Origin of the sequence: Acinetobacter sp. 243_ASPC (genome assembly GCF_001054715.1) — a bacterium.
GTDB classification, from domain to species: Bacteria; Pseudomonadota; Gammaproteobacteria; order Pseudomonadales; family Moraxellaceae; genus Acinetobacter; species Acinetobacter soli.
This window is the reverse complement of record NZ_JVOR01000091.1, coordinates 186161-201688: the sequence shown is the minus strand read 5'-3', so window position 1 is coordinate 201688 and position 15528 is coordinate 186161. Positions and strand designations below refer to the sequence as shown.

The window sequence follows — 15528 nt, the reverse complement described above, 5'->3', positions numbered from 1 at the left end:
CTTAATGATTTGTCTGCTTAATTACAACTATGATCAGTGATATAAATGTGAAAATCAATAAACCAGTGCGGAGTAGTAATTTACCTTCAATAGCATTGACCTCTTTTTTTAGATCAATAATTTCTTTATTGTATTTTTCCTTTATGTCATCAATTTCTTTCTTTAACTTAAAAGGTGAAAAGATATCACCAGACATATCTGAGACCTTATTACTAGTAATTGTTAGAACAGGCGGCTCATCCTTGAAATAGTCTTTATATTCTGCTTGATTTGCCCCAGCCCTATCTAAGTCTGCATACCAAATTAAGGCAAAAGGATTACCTTTCTCAAGAACAACATCACTAGGGCCCGCATTATAAACAGAAAAAGTTAGACGTCCACTCCAACCAGGATCAACATGAAATCCAGAAACATTAATTAAGCCTTTATACTTATATTTAGCTTTAAAAGAGATAAAAGCTATTGCTTCTATAGGGACTTGTACGATCTCTTCCGTAATAAGTAATGCAAATTGTCCTTTAGGAATTACAAACTGTGGATCCTCATCTGTAAGTATTTTCTTAACTTTAGTATCTGCATCCGAACTAGGTGTAATATAAACCTCTCTACCGATCGTCAAAGCGATAGAAGCACAATCAATATTATTAACACCCTTATAATCGGGTAAAAGAATTTCTATATTCTTTTTTAGTTTATACCCACTCCAAAACATTACTGTAAATATCCTTCTTTATGATTCCCTAAACGAGAAAAATAAGGGTTTCTTTTTTCTACCGCAAGCAACCTATCTTCAATCTTCATTGCGATATCATTAATTTCATATTTTTTACATAATCCCGATAGTATTTTAAATATAGATAAAGAATACTCATTAAAACTCTCTCTATATGGATGTATTTCCATATGATCCATTGACTCTACTGTTTTTAATATTTCACCTGAAAGAACACAAAAATCCATAGCCAATTCTAAACCACAATCGCTCCTCCCCTCATAACGTTTTTGCTCAATGTAAAGCTGCCCAACAGATTGAATCAACTCATCTAGCGTGGCTTGATCACTTGTATTTTTTTTCTCCAAATGCTCGCTTATTAAACATAAGAAAATGTTTGCATAAGAAAGATTTATAATTAGTGAATCTATTACTTTATTTTTAATTCTTTCTTCATCTTGACCATTTCGAACAGCACTGAGAACTTGGCTACTATATTTACCTATATGAGCAGCCATATGTCTTACTTTACCCTGTGTACTAAGCACCCAAATATCTTTATGGTAACGATCATCATGCTGCAATTGCTTATATTCTAGATTTTTAAGACTTTCAAAGGCTGACATATTTTGTTTCCTATTTCTACAACATATAGTATCAAATAGACGACTACACCACGAAATATAGCATGTTTTTTCAAATTTAGATAAGCCCCCATAGACCACATCATCGAGTTGATTTACTAGAAAAATTAGGCAAAAAGTTTTATAATTTTTAATCGATAGAAAAATTATCCCTATACTTATCATTATATTAAAAATCCACCCTCCTGTTGATGTCAAACTTAAAGATAAAAAGTATACAAATATAACTGCATAACTTAACAAACCTATATTGCCGAGTATAAAAGCAATATAGATATTGCTTCTTTTACATTTCAAACGTAAGGAATGCTCTCCTTTACTATCTATTAAATAGACAGATGAATGACAGAGATTAAATAAATAAAAGATAAAGTTCAGATTAGGAATCTCTCTCCGAATACAATATGCGACAAATCTAGCACTTACATTAGGATGAGTTGTCAACTGCTGTGCATATACTTCGCGAAGCAGTTTTTCGCGATCTTTTTTTATATCAAGATACTTTTCACTAAAGGTTTTTATAAGTTTACTCTGCTCTCCTAAGTTGAGATATTTATCTAAACTACCAATATTATACTTCAATATCAGTAAATTAAATGTACAAAATACATATATGATTATTGGAAATAAAAAAATAAAGTTGATTAAGAAAACTATACTTTCAGTCCAGTTCATTTGAATTTTTCATATACTGATAATTTTTATAATTCTAACAAATCAATAACTTAATTTTCTATATATAAATTAATTAAAAAGCTCAGACATCATAAGTATATTTTTTAAACATAGATCTTGTATTCTTACTTTTAGTAAGATAATCTTACATAAAGGATGTAAGATTATCTTACCAAAAAAAATGTGAGGCTCAGATGACCAAAAAAGATATTGAAGCTGCATTAATAAGTACATTACAGGAAATTCAATTAGTTAGTGGATTAGAGTGTCCACCCTTAACAAAGAATACTACCCCTTTAGCGGATCTACCTCAATTCGACAGCAAAGTATGGCCTATTGCCGTATGTTTAATTGGTGAAAAGTTAGGTATTGACCTTCCTAATGATGTGAATATTTTTAAAAAGGAAGATAGTTGTGATTCATTAGATATCTCTGAAATTGTCAATAAAGTTCTCTCTTTGGTAGAGAACACAATCGAAATTGAAATTAAGAAGGTTTATCTTCAATGAATGTTGAAAACAGAGATGATACTCGCTTAAAACTTGCTTCTCGATTGAAAGAAGCGCGAAAAGCAGCTGGACTTACACAAGGGCATGTTGCAAAAATGGTTAACTTACATCGACCTACAATTTCAGAGATTGAAGCAGGAAATCGACGAGTTACCTCAGATGAGTTAAAAGTTTTTGCTGACATATATGATGTAACTGTAAGTTGGCTTATTGGCGAAACTGAAGAATCCTTAAACATTGATGATCCAAGACTTCAGTTAGCTGCTAGAGAATTAAGCAAGTTAAACGATGATGATTTGGAGCGACTATTACGACTACTTGCCTCAATGCGTGATTCTTCTAAATAAACTAATAGGCTGTTAATGAATACAATCTCATTCAATAGACAAGAATTTTTTATGCAAGGAATGCACCTTGCTTTAAAAACAAGAATTAAAGCGGGCTTCGATGTCAAGTCACCTATTTGTATCTATAAATTATGTGAAATAGAGAATGTAATTGTACGTTTTAATGATATTAACATGGAAGGAATGTACGATCGCAAGCCTAAACCTAGAATACACTTATCAGCATTAAGGCCTTTGGGAAGAAGAGCTTTCACATGCGCCCATGAGCTAGGACATCATTTATTTGGACATGGCTCAACAATTGATGAACTCCAGTCACAGATCAACAATATTCAGCATCATCCTAATGAAATTCTTGCTGATGCATTTGCATCAAATATTCTAATGCCAACATTAGGTATCAAACAGGCATTTGCAAAAAGAAAAATATCAGTAAATCAAGCAACAGCATTAGACATATATGCCATAGCTTGTAATTTTGGAGTTGGGCAATCTACTTTAGTAAATCACTTAGCATATGGTATAAATTTAATAACAAAAGCCCATCGAGATAAACTCGGAAAAATTACGCCTAAAATGATAAGGACACAAGTATTAGGTATAGAAGTGTCTGAACCTCTGATATTCACAGATATATACTGGAATAATGAAGTCTTGGACATGGAGAAAGGAGCCCTTGTTCTTATACCTCATGGTACTTTTGTAGATGTAAATATGTTATCACTACATAGTGAAAATAAATTTGGGAAGGTTTATCGTGCAATAAAATGTGGCATAACTCGTATTGCTATTCCTGGCACATCGTGGGCTACGATTGTGAGAATTGCACCTCCTAAATACTTAGGATTAGCAAAATTTAGACATTTGGAGGAGGATCTTGATGAGTAAGTACTCTAATCAACTAGGTTCAGTTCATATAGTTGATGATAATCTGTCAAGAGCATGGGCAAGAATCATTCTACACATACAGGAACACCCTCAAAATGAAATTACTCCACTAATTTTGTCATTAACAGGTTTTGATATTAATGGGCAACCTAATGAAGTTGAAGGATTTTCAGAAGAGCTAAATAATTTATTAATTCAAAGAAAATTTCGAAAAATTGAAGACGTTGCAAATACTATATTTCCTAAAATATTATGGCAAACTTGTGGAAATGATAGACAAAAGCTTTATGCAAGATACAAAAAAGTATTTGAAAGTTATAAAAATTATAATCCCAGAGAAAATAATAGAGGCTCTTACTTTGAGCGCCTAATCAATTACGGAAATGATAGCAATAGAATAAATCAATTAGAATGGATCATCTCACAACAAAATTCAAGAAAAGGGGTACGGCGCTCAATGCTTCAGGCTAGTATCTTCGATCCTTATAAGGATCATGTAGCTACGGCACAATTACAATTTCCATGTATGCAGCATATGAGTTTCGAACCAACAGAAGAAGGGCTTGTAGTTAATGCATTTTATGCCACTCAACAGCTTTTCATAAAAGCTTATGGAAACTATTTAGGTATTGCTCAGTTAGGAGCATTCATGGCAAGTGAGATAAATATGCCTCTCTATAAAGTGAATGTATTCGTAGGCATAGCAAAATTAGAAAAAATTCCAAAGAATGATGTACAATTGAAGAGTTTGGTTGCTTTAGCGCAATTGAATAATTGATCCTTATCAGGGTAAATCATCTATCCTATATCTTAGCAATCAGAGTCGACTGTGAATTCTTCCCTTGATACGTACTATAATCCTGAAACTAGTAAGAAGGGCGAATATACAGAGAAAATAATGACTATGGATAAATCACACTCCCATCTCTCGCCTCTAAAAGTATCACCTGTATATGATACTTACTGGAGATTTGCCGCAGAAAGGCAAAAAATTTATTTTGATAGACTATATCAACACGCTGCTCCATGGACTTCAGATCCTATAATACAGGTTCATAAATTTACGAATGCGTATAGAGCTGCTGACCGAGTTAGTCAATATTTAATCAAAAATGTAATTTATCGAGAAGACCTACCATCTTCAAATGAAGAAGTCTTTTTTAGAATTATGTTATTTAAATTTTTTAATAAAATTGAAACTTGGCAACTACTTGAAAATTCATTAGAATCAATTACTTTCAAAGATTATAATTTTGAAAAATATGATTCTATTCTAAAAAAAGAAATGTTAAAAGGTAAAAGAATCTATTCAGCGGCTTACATTATGCCTCCAGGGAAAATAGCTTATGGGTATGCTCAAAAACACCAAAATCATTTAAAACTATTAGAAGCAATGATGGCGGATAAAGTTGTAGAAAAAATTGCTAAGTTAAAAAAAATGCAAAGTGCCTTTGAACTCATTAAGAGCTACCCAACCATAGGAGATTTTTTAGCCTATCAATTTATTACAGATATTAACTATAGTGAAATAACAGACTTTAATGAAATGGATTTCGTAATCCCTGGTCCGGGTGCACGAGATGGATTAAGAAAATGCTTTAAACATCATGCAGGATTAAGTGAACCTGAATTGATAAAATATATGGCAACTCATCAAGAAGAAGAGTTTGATAGATTAAATCTAAAATTTAACTCTTTATGGGGACGTCCTTTACAATTAATTGATTGTCAAAATTTATTTTGTGAAGTTGATAAATATTCACGACTTGCTCATCCGGAGATTCTAGGCATCTCTGGAAGAACACGGATCAAGCAAAAATATATTTCAACTGGACCTCTATCCCCTCCTTGGTTTCCTCCCAAATGGAATATCAACGAGAAGATTGATGATTATTTAAGAAGTAACGAAATAAAACCCAAGATCTTTATAGACTAAGATTTTATATAGTAAATGAGATAGTTTTGATGAACCAATACATTATTTGTCATGGAATTGATCTTTTAGATTTAGAAGATTTTTCTAAAATATTTAATAATTTTCCTAAACAATTTAAAAACGTATACTTTACTAAAAAAGAGCAATCACTAGTAAAAGATAATATCAATAAGGTGGAAAAGTTTTCCTCACGTTTTGCCGTCAAAGAAGCCGTAATGAAAGCATTAAAAGTTGGCTGGGGAAATGGGGTAGCTTTTACTGATATCGAGGTCATCACTGAACCATCTGGATCATTATCGATTGAATTACATAGAAAATTAAAGGAAATACAAATGGAAAGAGGCATTAAATCTTGGTGTGTAAGCACTAGTCATTCTCGCACTACGGTAATTGCGAGTGTAATTGGAAGCTCAGCATGAATTAACATTGTTCACTATAATAGTTTTTTATAATTATGAGTGGCTTTGTTTCACAAACATTTCAGAGACTGGTTTCCCCCAGAACCTATCAAATCCAAGGCACAACTCGAGTGTGAGGTCTGCCTAATTCTGTAAATCTCTTGAGGATTGCTACACATGCATGAATCTCGTTACCTTGACTGTCAAAATTCCTAGCAATGAGTTTATCGTCTAATAACTTAATGCAATGCATCTTGGTTTCAACCAAACTGCTCCGATGATGATAGCCACACCATTTTTGCCATATCGCCCTACCTAAATGCTTAACTGTTCGAAGTAGTTCATTTCTTTGTAGCGAATGGGTCTTTATATCTTTCTAGGGTTTCGCATTCTTTCTCGACAGAATAACAGCATAGGCTTGCCGATCCGAAATCAACTGCCGACATTTCTTGGTATTATAAGCACCATCGGTATATACGAAGTCAATCTGGTCATCTCGTGGAATTTGTTTAAGAAACTCATCACGTACTTGTAAATCTCTCACATTGTTTGTTGTGTGCTGAACTACTCGTATTTGAAGGATCTTAGCATCTATAACAATATGAAGTTTGCGTCATTGACGACGATACTCAGGCTGATGTTTCTTACGCTTCCATTCGCCTTCACTTAAAAATTTTAACCCTCTAGAGTCGACGAGTCGGTGTAACCCATCACGACTTTTCTGATAGCTTATCGCAATATCAATATACTTTTGTCGGCTGCATAAGGTGGATTAATCTGGTGCTGACCAATTCAAACCACAGAGTTTAATCAGGTTTTGAGTAAAGCCAGTGACCATACTTAAAGAAAGACGGAATAGAAATTTAATCATTAAACAGCATTAAACCGCTGTATGGGAATAAGTTTGATTACGCCCATGCTTGCATTCTTGTGGATATGCATACCATTGGATCTTAGGACCTAACCAGATTAAAATATTTCCACGCTCGATTAAAGCTTGGTTATACGAGGACCAATTAGTTGTACGGTAGGTTTTTAAGGACAGGCTTCTTCATCTAGAAATTATATTACTGAAGAAGACTTCAATAATAGCTTTATAAAACAAAACCATTTTATTTTCTAAATCTTGATTTTTTATGCAGACCCTCCTTCTCGCATCTTAATAGAAAATCCTACTTTTAGAGCTTTTCTTGAAGAATTATTATAATTAAAGTTCATTATATTTTTTTAATTCTACAAAAGATTTTGCTTGAAAGGGTACCAGCAAGAAACCAAGTAACCATCCAACACTCAAGGGCAAAATAGCAGCACATAAATATATAGCTAAAATTTGAATTAAATTTAATTCTTTGTAAAAACTCATTAATAAATACAAAAGACCTAATGCAATAGAGGCGTATATTAAAATCCAAATAGTTAAACAAGTATAAATAAAAGGCTTAACTACAAATTTCCGCAGAATATAACCATTACTAATAAGATCTTTTTTGATAAAAATAGGAAAAATAGTATGTCTTGATAAACGAAAAGCTCGTTTACGTTCCTTTCTACTCATACAATATCTAAGTAGATACAAATCCTCTAAACGGCTGTTATAAAAGCGATTTAGTAAAACTATTTCCTTTTGCTGATTAGTAATTATTGCATAAGGATGATCATCATTTACACCCTCAATCTGAACTTTAAAATTAGTTAGCAAGTCTATTATTGCAATTTCCTCTTCGTAATCAATTTTTGGTGAAATCCACTTCATAATCCAGTTAATCACTCCCAATTTCTCTATCAGAGTAATGAAAGGTATCAATAAACCAATCACTGTTAAAATGAGTGCTATCCAGTGAATAATAGTAGTGTCTAAATGCAATGATTCTGCTAGTTGTATAAATTGATTTTGATTCATTTCTTAATTTTCACGTAATACTCCCAATCCGATCTTGTTTTTTATTCTCATATAGATAAAATGAGATTAGCAACTAGATTGAAAATTTTGCTATACTATAATAATAAAATTATGCCTTAACAACTATCTTTTCCATCTTCAACAGATTTTATTATTTTCTGGTTATTGTTTTCTATTACACAAATTCTTGCTCTATATGTATGATTGATAGTACCAAGAGTAATCACATACGGCTGATTTTTTTCAAAATTACTTAATGGAATCAAAACACAACTTTTTTCCGAAATTGGTAAATCGACATTATCAAAAGATTTTTCATAAATAGTTTTGTAATCTTGAGTAAAGTTAATTTTAGCCAATTCAACTAAAAAACTGACCTTATTATCATTTTTCGACTCATTTGTATAAACGCATAAGTTCGTATCTTTGATCTTAGTGCTTAATTCTTCTGATTGCTTGTTACATGCAATAAGTGCAAAAACAATTATTAAGTTTATTATAAATTTATACATTTCAAGATCTCGGGAGCAGTTTTTTATCATAAGGATTCAATAAAAAACTTCTCAATATTTGTTCTACATAACCTTGCAATTTTAGACTTACTTGATGATGTTTACGATTAGGGTTGACATGTTGTAAATACATTGCATCAAACCAAAACTCAATGATACGTCCTTGCTGTTCAAAGTTAAAATCCTGAAATTTTTTATTTTTATCTCGACCTACTAGGTCAGTATCATATGCTTTTAACTCTCGATCTCCGGAATCGACAGAATTAACTTGTGACGTATATCCTCCGTTACATAATTGTTTTATGGCAAGCCAGCCATTAGAAACTCCCATCTGATACTGCCAGATATGAGTCATTTCATGAATAAACCAGTGCCTATCAGCACCAGGTGCCTTACTATAATCCGGAGTATTTAAATACTCATCTTTAGGCAAATAAATTTCACCCGCAGGTGTCATAGCATTACCTGTTCGAGTGTGTATTAAACCTCCAAGATGTATCCAAACTTTGGAATAATCAATTGAGTCTTTAAATATAAGTTTCGACATCTCGATTTCGCCCGATGTCATTTTTCTTTTCGTATTAAGTTTTATAACAGTTGCATTTTTCTTCATATCTCCATCAATTTTTTTTAATTTTTCGAAATAATTAGATATAAGATTACTAGTCATGATTATGTTCCTTAGAGATAATTCTGATTTCTATTTCCTCAAACTGATCACTAGTAATCAATTGAGTAAATCCATCGTGATCACTCTTACCATGAATTACATTGCCATTTTGATGAATCTCATAACAGACATTAGCTAAAGGCTCATCTGTTAGCTCATCTTTCAATACAAAACGTTGACCATATGCCTTAATTGGTGAAATAGTTCCGCTACTTTTTATATCTCTTGAGTTACCAATTCCATTTGATAATACTGCAAGATCAGATATTTTTATGTATTTTGCTCCACATGTTGCTTTATCCCCCACAGCAACAATACTTTTACCCCCAACGAGCATAAATCCTTTATTTGAAGCAATAGCACGTGCTTCAATCTTACACTTTGGACAAAAATGAGGCATACCATCGAGATGGACAGCTTTTCCTTCCACTAAAAATGTATGATCACCAATTATAATTTGACCACCATGGTCCGTCATGCAACCAACTGTTATTAATGCTTTCATTTTTCAATATAAATTTATCTTCACGTTATGCAAGAAAATATTTAGCTCACTTACAATATCTTCTATATTTTAAAAATTGATTTTTATCTATCTTTTTAAATATATCCATAAAGTAATATATCGTCAAATTAAAAAAATAAATATCTCTGTGATATAAGATTTTAAATTCATTTTATAGGCTAATTAAATACAGCAATTACTTTTCCAGAATAAATATTTGATATGTCTTGTTTTTTCATATTAAGAAATCACTTTATATAAGTTCTAATGTAGCTACAACCACCAGTTATACTCAACGTTTAAAATTTGAAAAAACATCCAATTGACTAAACCCACCCTAAATTTTATCATTCCCCTACTGGCCTACATTGCCAGTCGGTTTTGACAGACCGTTCATCTAGCGCATCGGGGTTTGCTTTTCTGAGCATCACCCTTATGTGTAAAAACCTTCTCGTCCCCCTTTACGGTAGAACGGGAGGGGGACGCGTTCGCGCGTGCTGGTTCTAGATGTCCAGTCTGTCAACCCCCTTTCGTTCTGCCACCATAATCAATTGACAGTGATTCGGTAGAACTTCTAATTACATCTAGGAGTAGTCACCATGGCTCACATCGTCCGTTTATTACTTTGCTTATCGCACCCGCTCGTTTTGCCTTTCTGTTTATCTAAACGCAGATCGCCCATATCTTCATGATCTTTTCTTAAATTCAGATCACGGCATATTTACGTTTAATTTTTAATATTTGGAATGCTTTTCCATAGGTTCGCTTGCCCAAAAAAACTCTAGCGCCAAAAAAATCATTCCATCATAAAAAATAAGGATAACAATAGATGAAAGGCAAAATACTCGATTATTCCGTTCAAACCAATACCGTCATTATTCGTACCGAAGACCAAAAGCATTATTCATTTTTAGGCGCTGTGTGGCGTGAGTGGATTGTCCCCATGCCGGGCATGCATGTATCTTTTGAATTAGATGCGCAAGGCGAAGTAAGTGAGGTATTTATCGATGTACCCACCGACGAGCCACCTATTGCGCCAACAGACCATTCACACACAGCTTTGACCAAGGCCAACGCATACAATATACGCGCTGCGCGGCATCAAAAAAATTTAGAAAAACAAGCCCGCTACCGCACCTTGGACTGGGTGTTAAAATGCATAAAGCACAGCTTCGATTTTAAAGGCCGTGCCCGCCGCCGCGAGTACTGGTCATTTATGGGGTGCTATGCCCTGCTCGGCTTAAGCCTGCTGGTGTGTTGCCATGTATTTAACTTGGCAAATAGCCTGTTTTGGGGCGTTATGCTCACTATGCTCATACCTGCACTTGCGGTGAGTGTGCGCCGCCTGCATGACATTAACCGCACGGGGTGGCTATTACTTATCAATTTGGTACCCATCGTGGGTATTGTGATGGTGATCTTTTTCTTTACCCTTGAAGAAGGCGATACGCACAGCAATCGCTATGGCCCAGCCTCAAAATAAAATGTGTGTTTGGTGTAAGGGATTCAGGAAGTGAGCGGGTTGCATCACTTCCTTCACTGCGCTTACTTTGGCGCATTTTGGTCGGGTTCGTCTTGGGTTTCTGCATCATTTAAAAACTGTGCCGAATGCTTGGGTGCAATTAAGGGCGCCGTAGGCCGTGGGTGGGTATTGGTGTATTGCATGCCCACACTGGCATACATATCGTCGGCTGCAATTTCGGTTTCATAGCGCTCTTCATCGCGCTCACGAATTTCGCGAGTAATCTGCCGAATCTCGCGCTCATCGATACCCAGCTCTTTCAGCACGGCCCCGCCAAACACAATGGCAGACTCAAAAGTCTCGCGTAAAATATAATCTACATTTTGCTTGACCAAATACAGCGAATGCTCACGGTCATAAGATCGAACCAGCAGCTTGGCCAGTGGAAACTCATGCTGCACCAGATCGACAATTTGATTGGTCATCTCTTTCTGATTCACACATACCAAGATCGCTTCGGCATGTGCCGCTCCGGAGGCCTGTAAAATATCCAGCCGCGAGCCGTCGCCATAGTAAATTTTAAAACCGAATCTCTCGGCGTTTTTAATCATGTCGATATCGGTATCAATAATGGTCACATCCACCCCGCGTGCCAGTAAAAGCTGACTGGTGACCTGCCCAAAGCGCCCGAAACCAATCAAGAGCACACTGCCGCAAAGGTCTTTAGCCACCTCAACCTCATCCAGTGAATGCTGGCTTTTCTCTTGGGTAAAGCGCTTGAGCAAAATGCCGAGCACCGGTGTAAATACCATCGAGAGCACCACAATGGCAGTCAGATTGGCTTTGGTGGTGGCATCAATCACCTGTGCACTGGCCGCCGCGGCAAACAGCACAAAGGCAAACTCGCCGCCTTGCGCCATTAATACCCCTCGATCAAGCGCCTCATGGTGCGAACTGCGGGTCATGCGTGCCACGATATAAATCATGAGGGTTTTTACCGCCATAAAAGCCAGCACTGCCGCCAAAATAAATGGCCAGTTCTGCCTTACAACGGTCAGGTCGAGCGACATGCCTACACCCAGAAAAAATAGCCCCAGTAAAATTCCCCGAAAGGGTTCGATATCGGCTTCAATCTGGTGTCGAAATGTCGACTCCGACAGCAACACACCCGCCAGAAATGCCCCCATTGCCATAGAAAGCCCACTCACCTGCATCAGTAATGCTGCACCCAGCACCACCAGCAGCGCGGCCGCGGTCATCACTTCGCGGGCTTTAGAGGCAGCCAGCAAACGAAACAGCGGATTGAGCAGCCAGTAGCCTGCGGCAATCAGGCCAGCAATGGCAAGTAACCCAATGCCGATACTTTCAAGGCGCGAGCTGGTGGTTTCAATCACGTGCGTAGGCGCCATAAAGGCCACCAAAGCCAATAGCGGTACAATCAGTAAATCTTCAAACAGCAAAATCGAGACAATTTTTTGCCCTTTGGGCTGGTTCAGATCGCCACGGTCGCCCAGAAGCTGCATCACAATGGCTGTAGAGGTCAGTACAAAGCCTGCCGCTGCAATAAAGGCAATTTGCCACTTCAGGCCAAACAGCATGGCGGTGCCGGTTAGCGCCAGCGCACAGGCCACAATTTGCAAGGTGCCCAAACCAAAAATCTGACGGCGCAGCCCCCACAAATGCGAAGGCTGCATTTCAAGCCCGATAATGAACAGGTACATCACAATACCCAGTTCGGCAATGTGTAAAATAGAAGCCGGATCTTGAAAAAACGCCAGCCCAAATGGCCCGATCACCAATCCCGCAATCAGATACCCCAGTACCGAGCCAAGACCAAGCCGTTTAAATATCGGCACCGCAATAACGGCCGCCGCCAGCAACACCACAGGCGCCAACAGACCAATCGAATGCGCTTCCTCGCTCATGCTGTTTTTCTCTTTTTTATGTTTCTTGGTTTGACTATAGGGCGAAATGCATGAATTCAAAAGCACAATTTTTTTCTATGTAGGCCAGTATGTGCTGCAATTGCACACAGTTTATGCAGATAACACCGCGCAATACTTGACCTTTGCTAAGCTTCCTGTAAAATTCAGCCTATTCAAAGATGCCGGCATAGCTCAGTTGGTAGAGCAACTGACTTGTAATCAGTAGGTCCACAGTTCGAATCCGTGTGCCGGCACCATCTTCCCTTCTGTTGTTCTTCTCTTTCTCTATTTTATTTTCTTCGCTTATTGCTTTTCTGCGGCAATTTCGACGTAACGAATCACGCCATCGTCATATAAATATCGACATAGCTTCGCGGTCATCTGTATTTTTAGCAGGTCGAGTGTGTGATCTGATGTACCCTGCCGCTGTGTAATGTAGTCTGCAAATCCGTTTAAAACCGGTGTACTGATATCACGCAGTGATAATAATTTAAAGCCTTGCTGCTCAAGGCTTTGCTCAAGGCGCTGCTGGTCGTGTAATTGTCTTAAATCGACATCGGCCGCCCGAAGTAAATAATAATATTTCTGTTTTTGCCACATCGATAATTTATACCACTGCGCTGAAAGCATCAGGGTATGAAAGCCCAGTCGTCCGTGTGTGGCAAGTACGCGTTTGGTGGACGTTAAAAATGCCGCCAAAGGGCTGTGATAGGCAGCATCGATACATAAAGCCACATCGAAGGGCTGTGAAAAAACAGCCGGATCGAGCGCCAGAAAAGACACTTGTAATACCTGATCGACTGCGGCCAGTTGGCTTTGCATCCGCTTTACCTGTGCCGGCTGTAGTTCCACGCCCGTGACATGCTGAACATGATGCACGCTCAGCCAGTGCTGTAAGCTGGCACCCTGACCACAGCCCAGATCGAGCAGGCGGTCATGCGGCTTTAAGCTGACCGCAGCGGCCAGTTGATCGGCCAGTTGTGCACAGGCCGTTGGGTAGTCGGCGGTCTCTTTCCAGTACCCCAGATTACTCCATGCCAGTGCGCGCGCATCGCCCAGCGCCGCCGCATTGATGGCATATTTATGCGGTAGGCGGCGTGTCAGGGCGTGCGGTAGCTTCATGGTTTACTCACCTAATAACCAGACTTAATAGCCCAGTTGCGGTGCCACTTCTACTTTAGGTTTAACCCCGACAAATGGCAGCGGCGCACCAAAAATTTCTGCAATATTCATGGCAGAGGTCACTGCCGATTCTAAAATCGGTAAGCCATCACACGACCACGAACCACAGTAAAACACTTTACGCTCTGGATCTTTGTGGCGCTGTTGCAGCTCTTGGTTAAGCGCTACAGTTTGCGAATCGACCACAGCACGCGTCAGCTTCACCGACGAAATCACTTTTTTCGGATCGATTGGAGTAACCGGGCGCCACGTTTGAAATACGGGAGATTTACCCACCAAACTTGGCTCGACGGCGTTCATCCATACAGTAAACTGTTGACGGGTAAACTTACGGTCCATCATGTAGCTCAGTACTGACCAGTCCTTACGCTTTGGCGGCATTACGGTGCTATCGGTATGAATCACCAGATCACCCTGCTCAAAACGGAATTGCTTTAACAGCGCCAAATCGTCTGCAAACTGTGTAGTATTTAAAAACACATCAATTTTATCGGTTGGTGTGGCCACTACCACACGATCAAAAAACTGCTGTTCGCCCTGATCATTTTCGACCAGTACTTTTTCGCCTTGCTGTTCAACCTTCACAATCGCAGAGCCACTACGGATGTCGATACCTTGAATCAAACGGTCGACAAATGCCGGCGTGCCGCCTTGCATACGCAGCAAGGCATCGCCATCGGTCAACTGACGTAAAAAGGTCAAAAGTGGTTTTGCAGGCCAGTCGCCAATGGTTTTGGGGTTACAGGTACAGATGGTATACAGCACCGGCATCACGGCGCCATGCCAAAACACTTCTTCGATATCGTTTCGGTTAATAAACTCGGCAAGGGTAATATCTTGATTTTTAGATTTAAAAAACTGGTTAATCGCGGTTTTTAGCTGCAACATGCCTTTGACCAGTCGCCAGCCATACTGCTTGATGCCCTTACGGTTGTTAATGATTGGAAAATTTCCAATGCGGCTACGCGTTGTGGTCAGCCATGTTTCGGTTTTGTCTTCAAACAACCAGCTACATGCCATGTAGGTACGTACCGGAAACATGGTCATACCCAGGTGCGTGGCCAAACTTAAGGTATTTTTCCATAAATACGGATTCATCACACGCAGTGGTGCATCGATGTTTCCACCCTCAAATTCAATACTATGGCTATCCATTCCTCGACCAGGAAGGGCTTCAAATATCGTGATTGCATGTCCTGCATCTTTTAAAATTCTTGCGGTCGCAAGGCCTGCCATGCCGCTACCTATAATTGCGATATCCAA

General features: G+C 38.0%; 16 protein-coding genes, 1 tRNA gene and 1 pseudogene. 8 read left to right on the top strand and 10 right to left on the bottom strand.

Translation table 11 applies throughout. From position 1 onward, the window contains the following. Position 1: 1 nt before the first annotated feature. On the bottom strand, positions 2 to 712 hold the full coding sequence (locus ADA42_RS11710; RefSeq protein ID WP_048765343.1) for a dCTP deaminase domain-containing protein: 711 nt from the start codon (positions 710 to 712) through the stop codon (positions 2 to 4). Further along, entirely contained in the window at positions 712 to 2031 is a 1320-nt protein-coding gene (locus ADA42_RS11705; RefSeq protein ID WP_048765341.1) for a hypothetical protein, read from the bottom strand. The genes ADA42_RS11710 and ADA42_RS11705 overlap by 1 nt, the downstream gene beginning before the upstream one ends. Before the next feature lie 194 nt (positions 2032 to 2225). Here ADA42_RS11705 and ADA42_RS11700 point away from each other — a divergent pair, with 194 nt between their 5' ends. From ADA42_RS11700 to acpS, 6 genes are all read left to right on the top strand, one after another. Continuing rightward, complete coding sequence (locus ADA42_RS11700) at positions 2226 to 2540, top strand: hypothetical protein (protein ID WP_048765339.1); 315 nt, start codon at positions 2226 to 2228, stop codon at positions 2538 to 2540. Beyond that, positions 2537 to 2887, top strand: coding sequence for a helix-turn-helix domain-containing protein (locus ADA42_RS11695; protein ID WP_048765338.1), 351 nt, complete (start codon positions 2537 to 2539; stop codon positions 2885 to 2887). Before ADA42_RS11700 ends, ADA42_RS11695 begins: the two co-directional genes overlap by 4 nt. A 15-nt stretch (positions 2888 to 2902) precedes the next feature. Then, positions 2903 to 3775 carry an ImmA/IrrE family metallo-endopeptidase gene (locus tag ADA42_RS11690; protein WP_048765336.1) on the top strand — a complete coding sequence of 291 codons (873 nt, stop codon included), beginning with the start codon at positions 2903 to 2905 and terminating at the stop codon, positions 3773 to 3775. Beyond that, positions 3768 to 4553 carry a thymidylate synthase gene (locus ADA42_RS11685; RefSeq protein ID WP_048765335.1) on the top strand — a complete coding sequence of 262 codons (786 nt, stop codon included), beginning with the start codon at positions 3768 to 3770 and terminating at the stop codon, positions 4551 to 4553. Before ADA42_RS11690 ends, ADA42_RS11685 begins: the two co-directional genes overlap by 8 nt. 120 nt (positions 4554 to 4673) lie before the next feature. Beyond that, positions 4674 to 5711, top strand: a complete 1038-nt coding sequence (locus ADA42_RS11680) for a nucleotide kinase domain-containing protein (protein WP_048765369.1) — start codon at positions 4674 to 4676, stop codon at positions 5709 to 5711. Between the two features lie 29 nt (positions 5712 to 5740). After that, complete coding sequence (gene acpS, locus ADA42_RS11675; protein WP_048765333.1) at positions 5741 to 6130, top strand: holo-ACP synthase; 390 nt, start codon at positions 5741 to 5743, stop codon at positions 6128 to 6130. An 88-nt stretch (positions 6131 to 6218) separates the two neighbouring features. On the opposite strand, the pseudogene ADA42_RS18055 reads toward acpS, so the two are convergent. From ADA42_RS18055 to ADA42_RS11655, 5 genes and pseudogenes are all read right to left on the bottom strand, one after another. Then, positions 6219 to 7164 (bottom strand): annotated as a pseudogene (locus ADA42_RS18055) (IS5 family transposase). 152 nt (positions 7165 to 7316) lie between these two features. Then, entirely contained in the window at positions 7317 to 8009 is a 693-nt protein-coding gene (locus ADA42_RS11670; protein ID WP_048765331.1) for a hypothetical protein, read from the bottom strand. Between the two features lie 116 nt (positions 8010 to 8125). Then, complete coding sequence (locus ADA42_RS11665) at positions 8126 to 8521, bottom strand: NF045616 family extracytoplasmic (lipo)protein (RefSeq protein ID WP_048765327.1); 396 nt, start codon at positions 8519 to 8521, stop codon at positions 8126 to 8128. A gap of 1 nt (position 8522) precedes the next feature. Next, on the bottom strand, positions 8523 to 9191 hold the full coding sequence (locus ADA42_RS11660; protein WP_048765326.1) for a hypothetical protein: 669 nt from the start codon (positions 9189 to 9191) through the stop codon (positions 8523 to 8525). Continuing rightward, positions 9184 to 9696, bottom strand: coding sequence for a PAAR domain-containing protein (locus ADA42_RS11655; RefSeq protein WP_048765324.1), 513 nt, complete (start codon positions 9694 to 9696; stop codon positions 9184 to 9186). The genes ADA42_RS11660 and ADA42_RS11655 overlap by 8 nt, the downstream gene beginning before the upstream one ends. Positions 9697 to 10525: 829 nt before the next feature. On the opposite strand from ADA42_RS11655, the gene ADA42_RS11650 reads away from it, so the two are divergent. Continuing rightward, on the top strand, positions 10526 to 11179 hold the full coding sequence (locus ADA42_RS11650) for a DUF805 domain-containing protein (protein WP_048765322.1): 654 nt from the start codon (positions 10526 to 10528) through the stop codon (positions 11177 to 11179). Between the two features lie 62 nt (positions 11180 to 11241). On the opposite strand, the gene ADA42_RS11645 is transcribed toward ADA42_RS11650, so the two are convergent. After that, the gene (locus tag ADA42_RS11645; RefSeq protein ID WP_048765319.1) at positions 11242 to 13083 is read right to left on the bottom strand and encodes a monovalent cation:proton antiporter-2 (CPA2) family protein; all 1842 of its coding nucleotides are present in this window, start codon (positions 13081 to 13083) and stop codon (positions 11242 to 11244) included. 181 nt (positions 13084 to 13264) lie between these two features. Here ADA42_RS11645 and ADA42_RS11640 point away from each other — a divergent pair. Continuing rightward, a tRNA-Thr gene (locus tag ADA42_RS11640) sits at positions 13265 to 13340 on the top strand. Positions 13341 to 13386: 46 nt separating this feature from the next. Here ADA42_RS11640 and ADA42_RS11635 read toward each other — a convergent pair. Both ADA42_RS11635 and ADA42_RS11630 read right to left on the bottom strand, forming a co-directional pair. Then, on the bottom strand, positions 13387 to 14205 hold the full coding sequence (locus tag ADA42_RS11635; protein ID WP_048765318.1) for a methyltransferase domain-containing protein: 819 nt from the start codon (positions 14203 to 14205) through the stop codon (positions 13387 to 13389). Between the two features lie 24 nt (positions 14206 to 14229). Then, a complete protein-coding gene (locus tag ADA42_RS11630) occupies positions 14230 to 15528 on the bottom strand; it encodes an FAD-dependent oxidoreductase (RefSeq protein WP_048765317.1) in 1299 nt (432 codons plus the stop codon).

Coding starts and splice junctions, on each gene's coding strand:
- ADA42_RS11665 (WP_048765327.1), bottom strand. CDS start 8,521: ATGTATAAATTTATAATAAACTTAATAATTGTTTTTGCACTTATTGCA.
- ADA42_RS11655 (WP_048765324.1), bottom strand. CDS start 9,696: ATGAAAGCATTAATAACAGTTGGTTGCATGACGGACCATGGTGGTCAA.
- acpS (WP_048765333.1), top strand. CDS start 5,741: ATGAACCAATACATTATTTGTCATGGAATTGATCTTTTAGATTTAGAA.
- ADA42_RS11670 (WP_048765331.1), bottom strand. CDS start 8,009: ATGAATCAAAATCAATTTATACAACTAGCAGAATCATTGCATTTAGAC.
- ADA42_RS11635 (WP_048765318.1), bottom strand. CDS start 14,205: ATGAAGCTACCGCACGCCCTGACACGCCGCCTACCGCATAAATATGCC.
- ADA42_RS11705 (WP_048765341.1), bottom strand. CDS start 2,031: ATGAACTGGACTGAAAGTATAGTTTTCTTAATCAACTTTATTTTTTTA.
- ADA42_RS11680 (WP_048765369.1), top strand. CDS start 4,674: ATGACTATGGATAAATCACACTCCCATCTCTCGCCTCTAAAAGTATCA.
- ADA42_RS11690 (WP_048765336.1), top strand. CDS start 2,903: ATGAATACAATCTCATTCAATAGACAAGAATTTTTTATGCAAGGAATG.
- ADA42_RS11695 (WP_048765338.1), top strand. CDS start 2,537: ATGAATGTTGAAAACAGAGATGATACTCGCTTAAAACTTGCTTCTCGA.
- ADA42_RS11710 (WP_048765343.1), bottom strand. CDS start 712: ATGTTTTGGAGTGGGTATAAACTAAAAAAGAATATAGAAATTCTTTTA.
- ADA42_RS11660 (WP_048765326.1), bottom strand. CDS start 9,191: ATGACTAGTAATCTTATATCTAATTATTTCGAAAAATTAAAAAAAATT.
- ADA42_RS11700 (WP_048765339.1), top strand. CDS start 2,226: ATGACCAAAAAAGATATTGAAGCTGCATTAATAAGTACATTACAGGAA.
- ADA42_RS11685 (WP_048765335.1), top strand. CDS start 3,768: ATGAGTAAGTACTCTAATCAACTAGGTTCAGTTCATATAGTTGATGAT.
- ADA42_RS11645 (WP_048765319.1), bottom strand. CDS start 13,083: ATGAGCGAGGAAGCGCATTCGATTGGTCTGTTGGCGCCTGTGGTGTTG.
- ADA42_RS11650 (WP_048765322.1), top strand. CDS start 10,526: ATGAAAGGCAAAATACTCGATTATTCCGTTCAAACCAATACCGTCATT.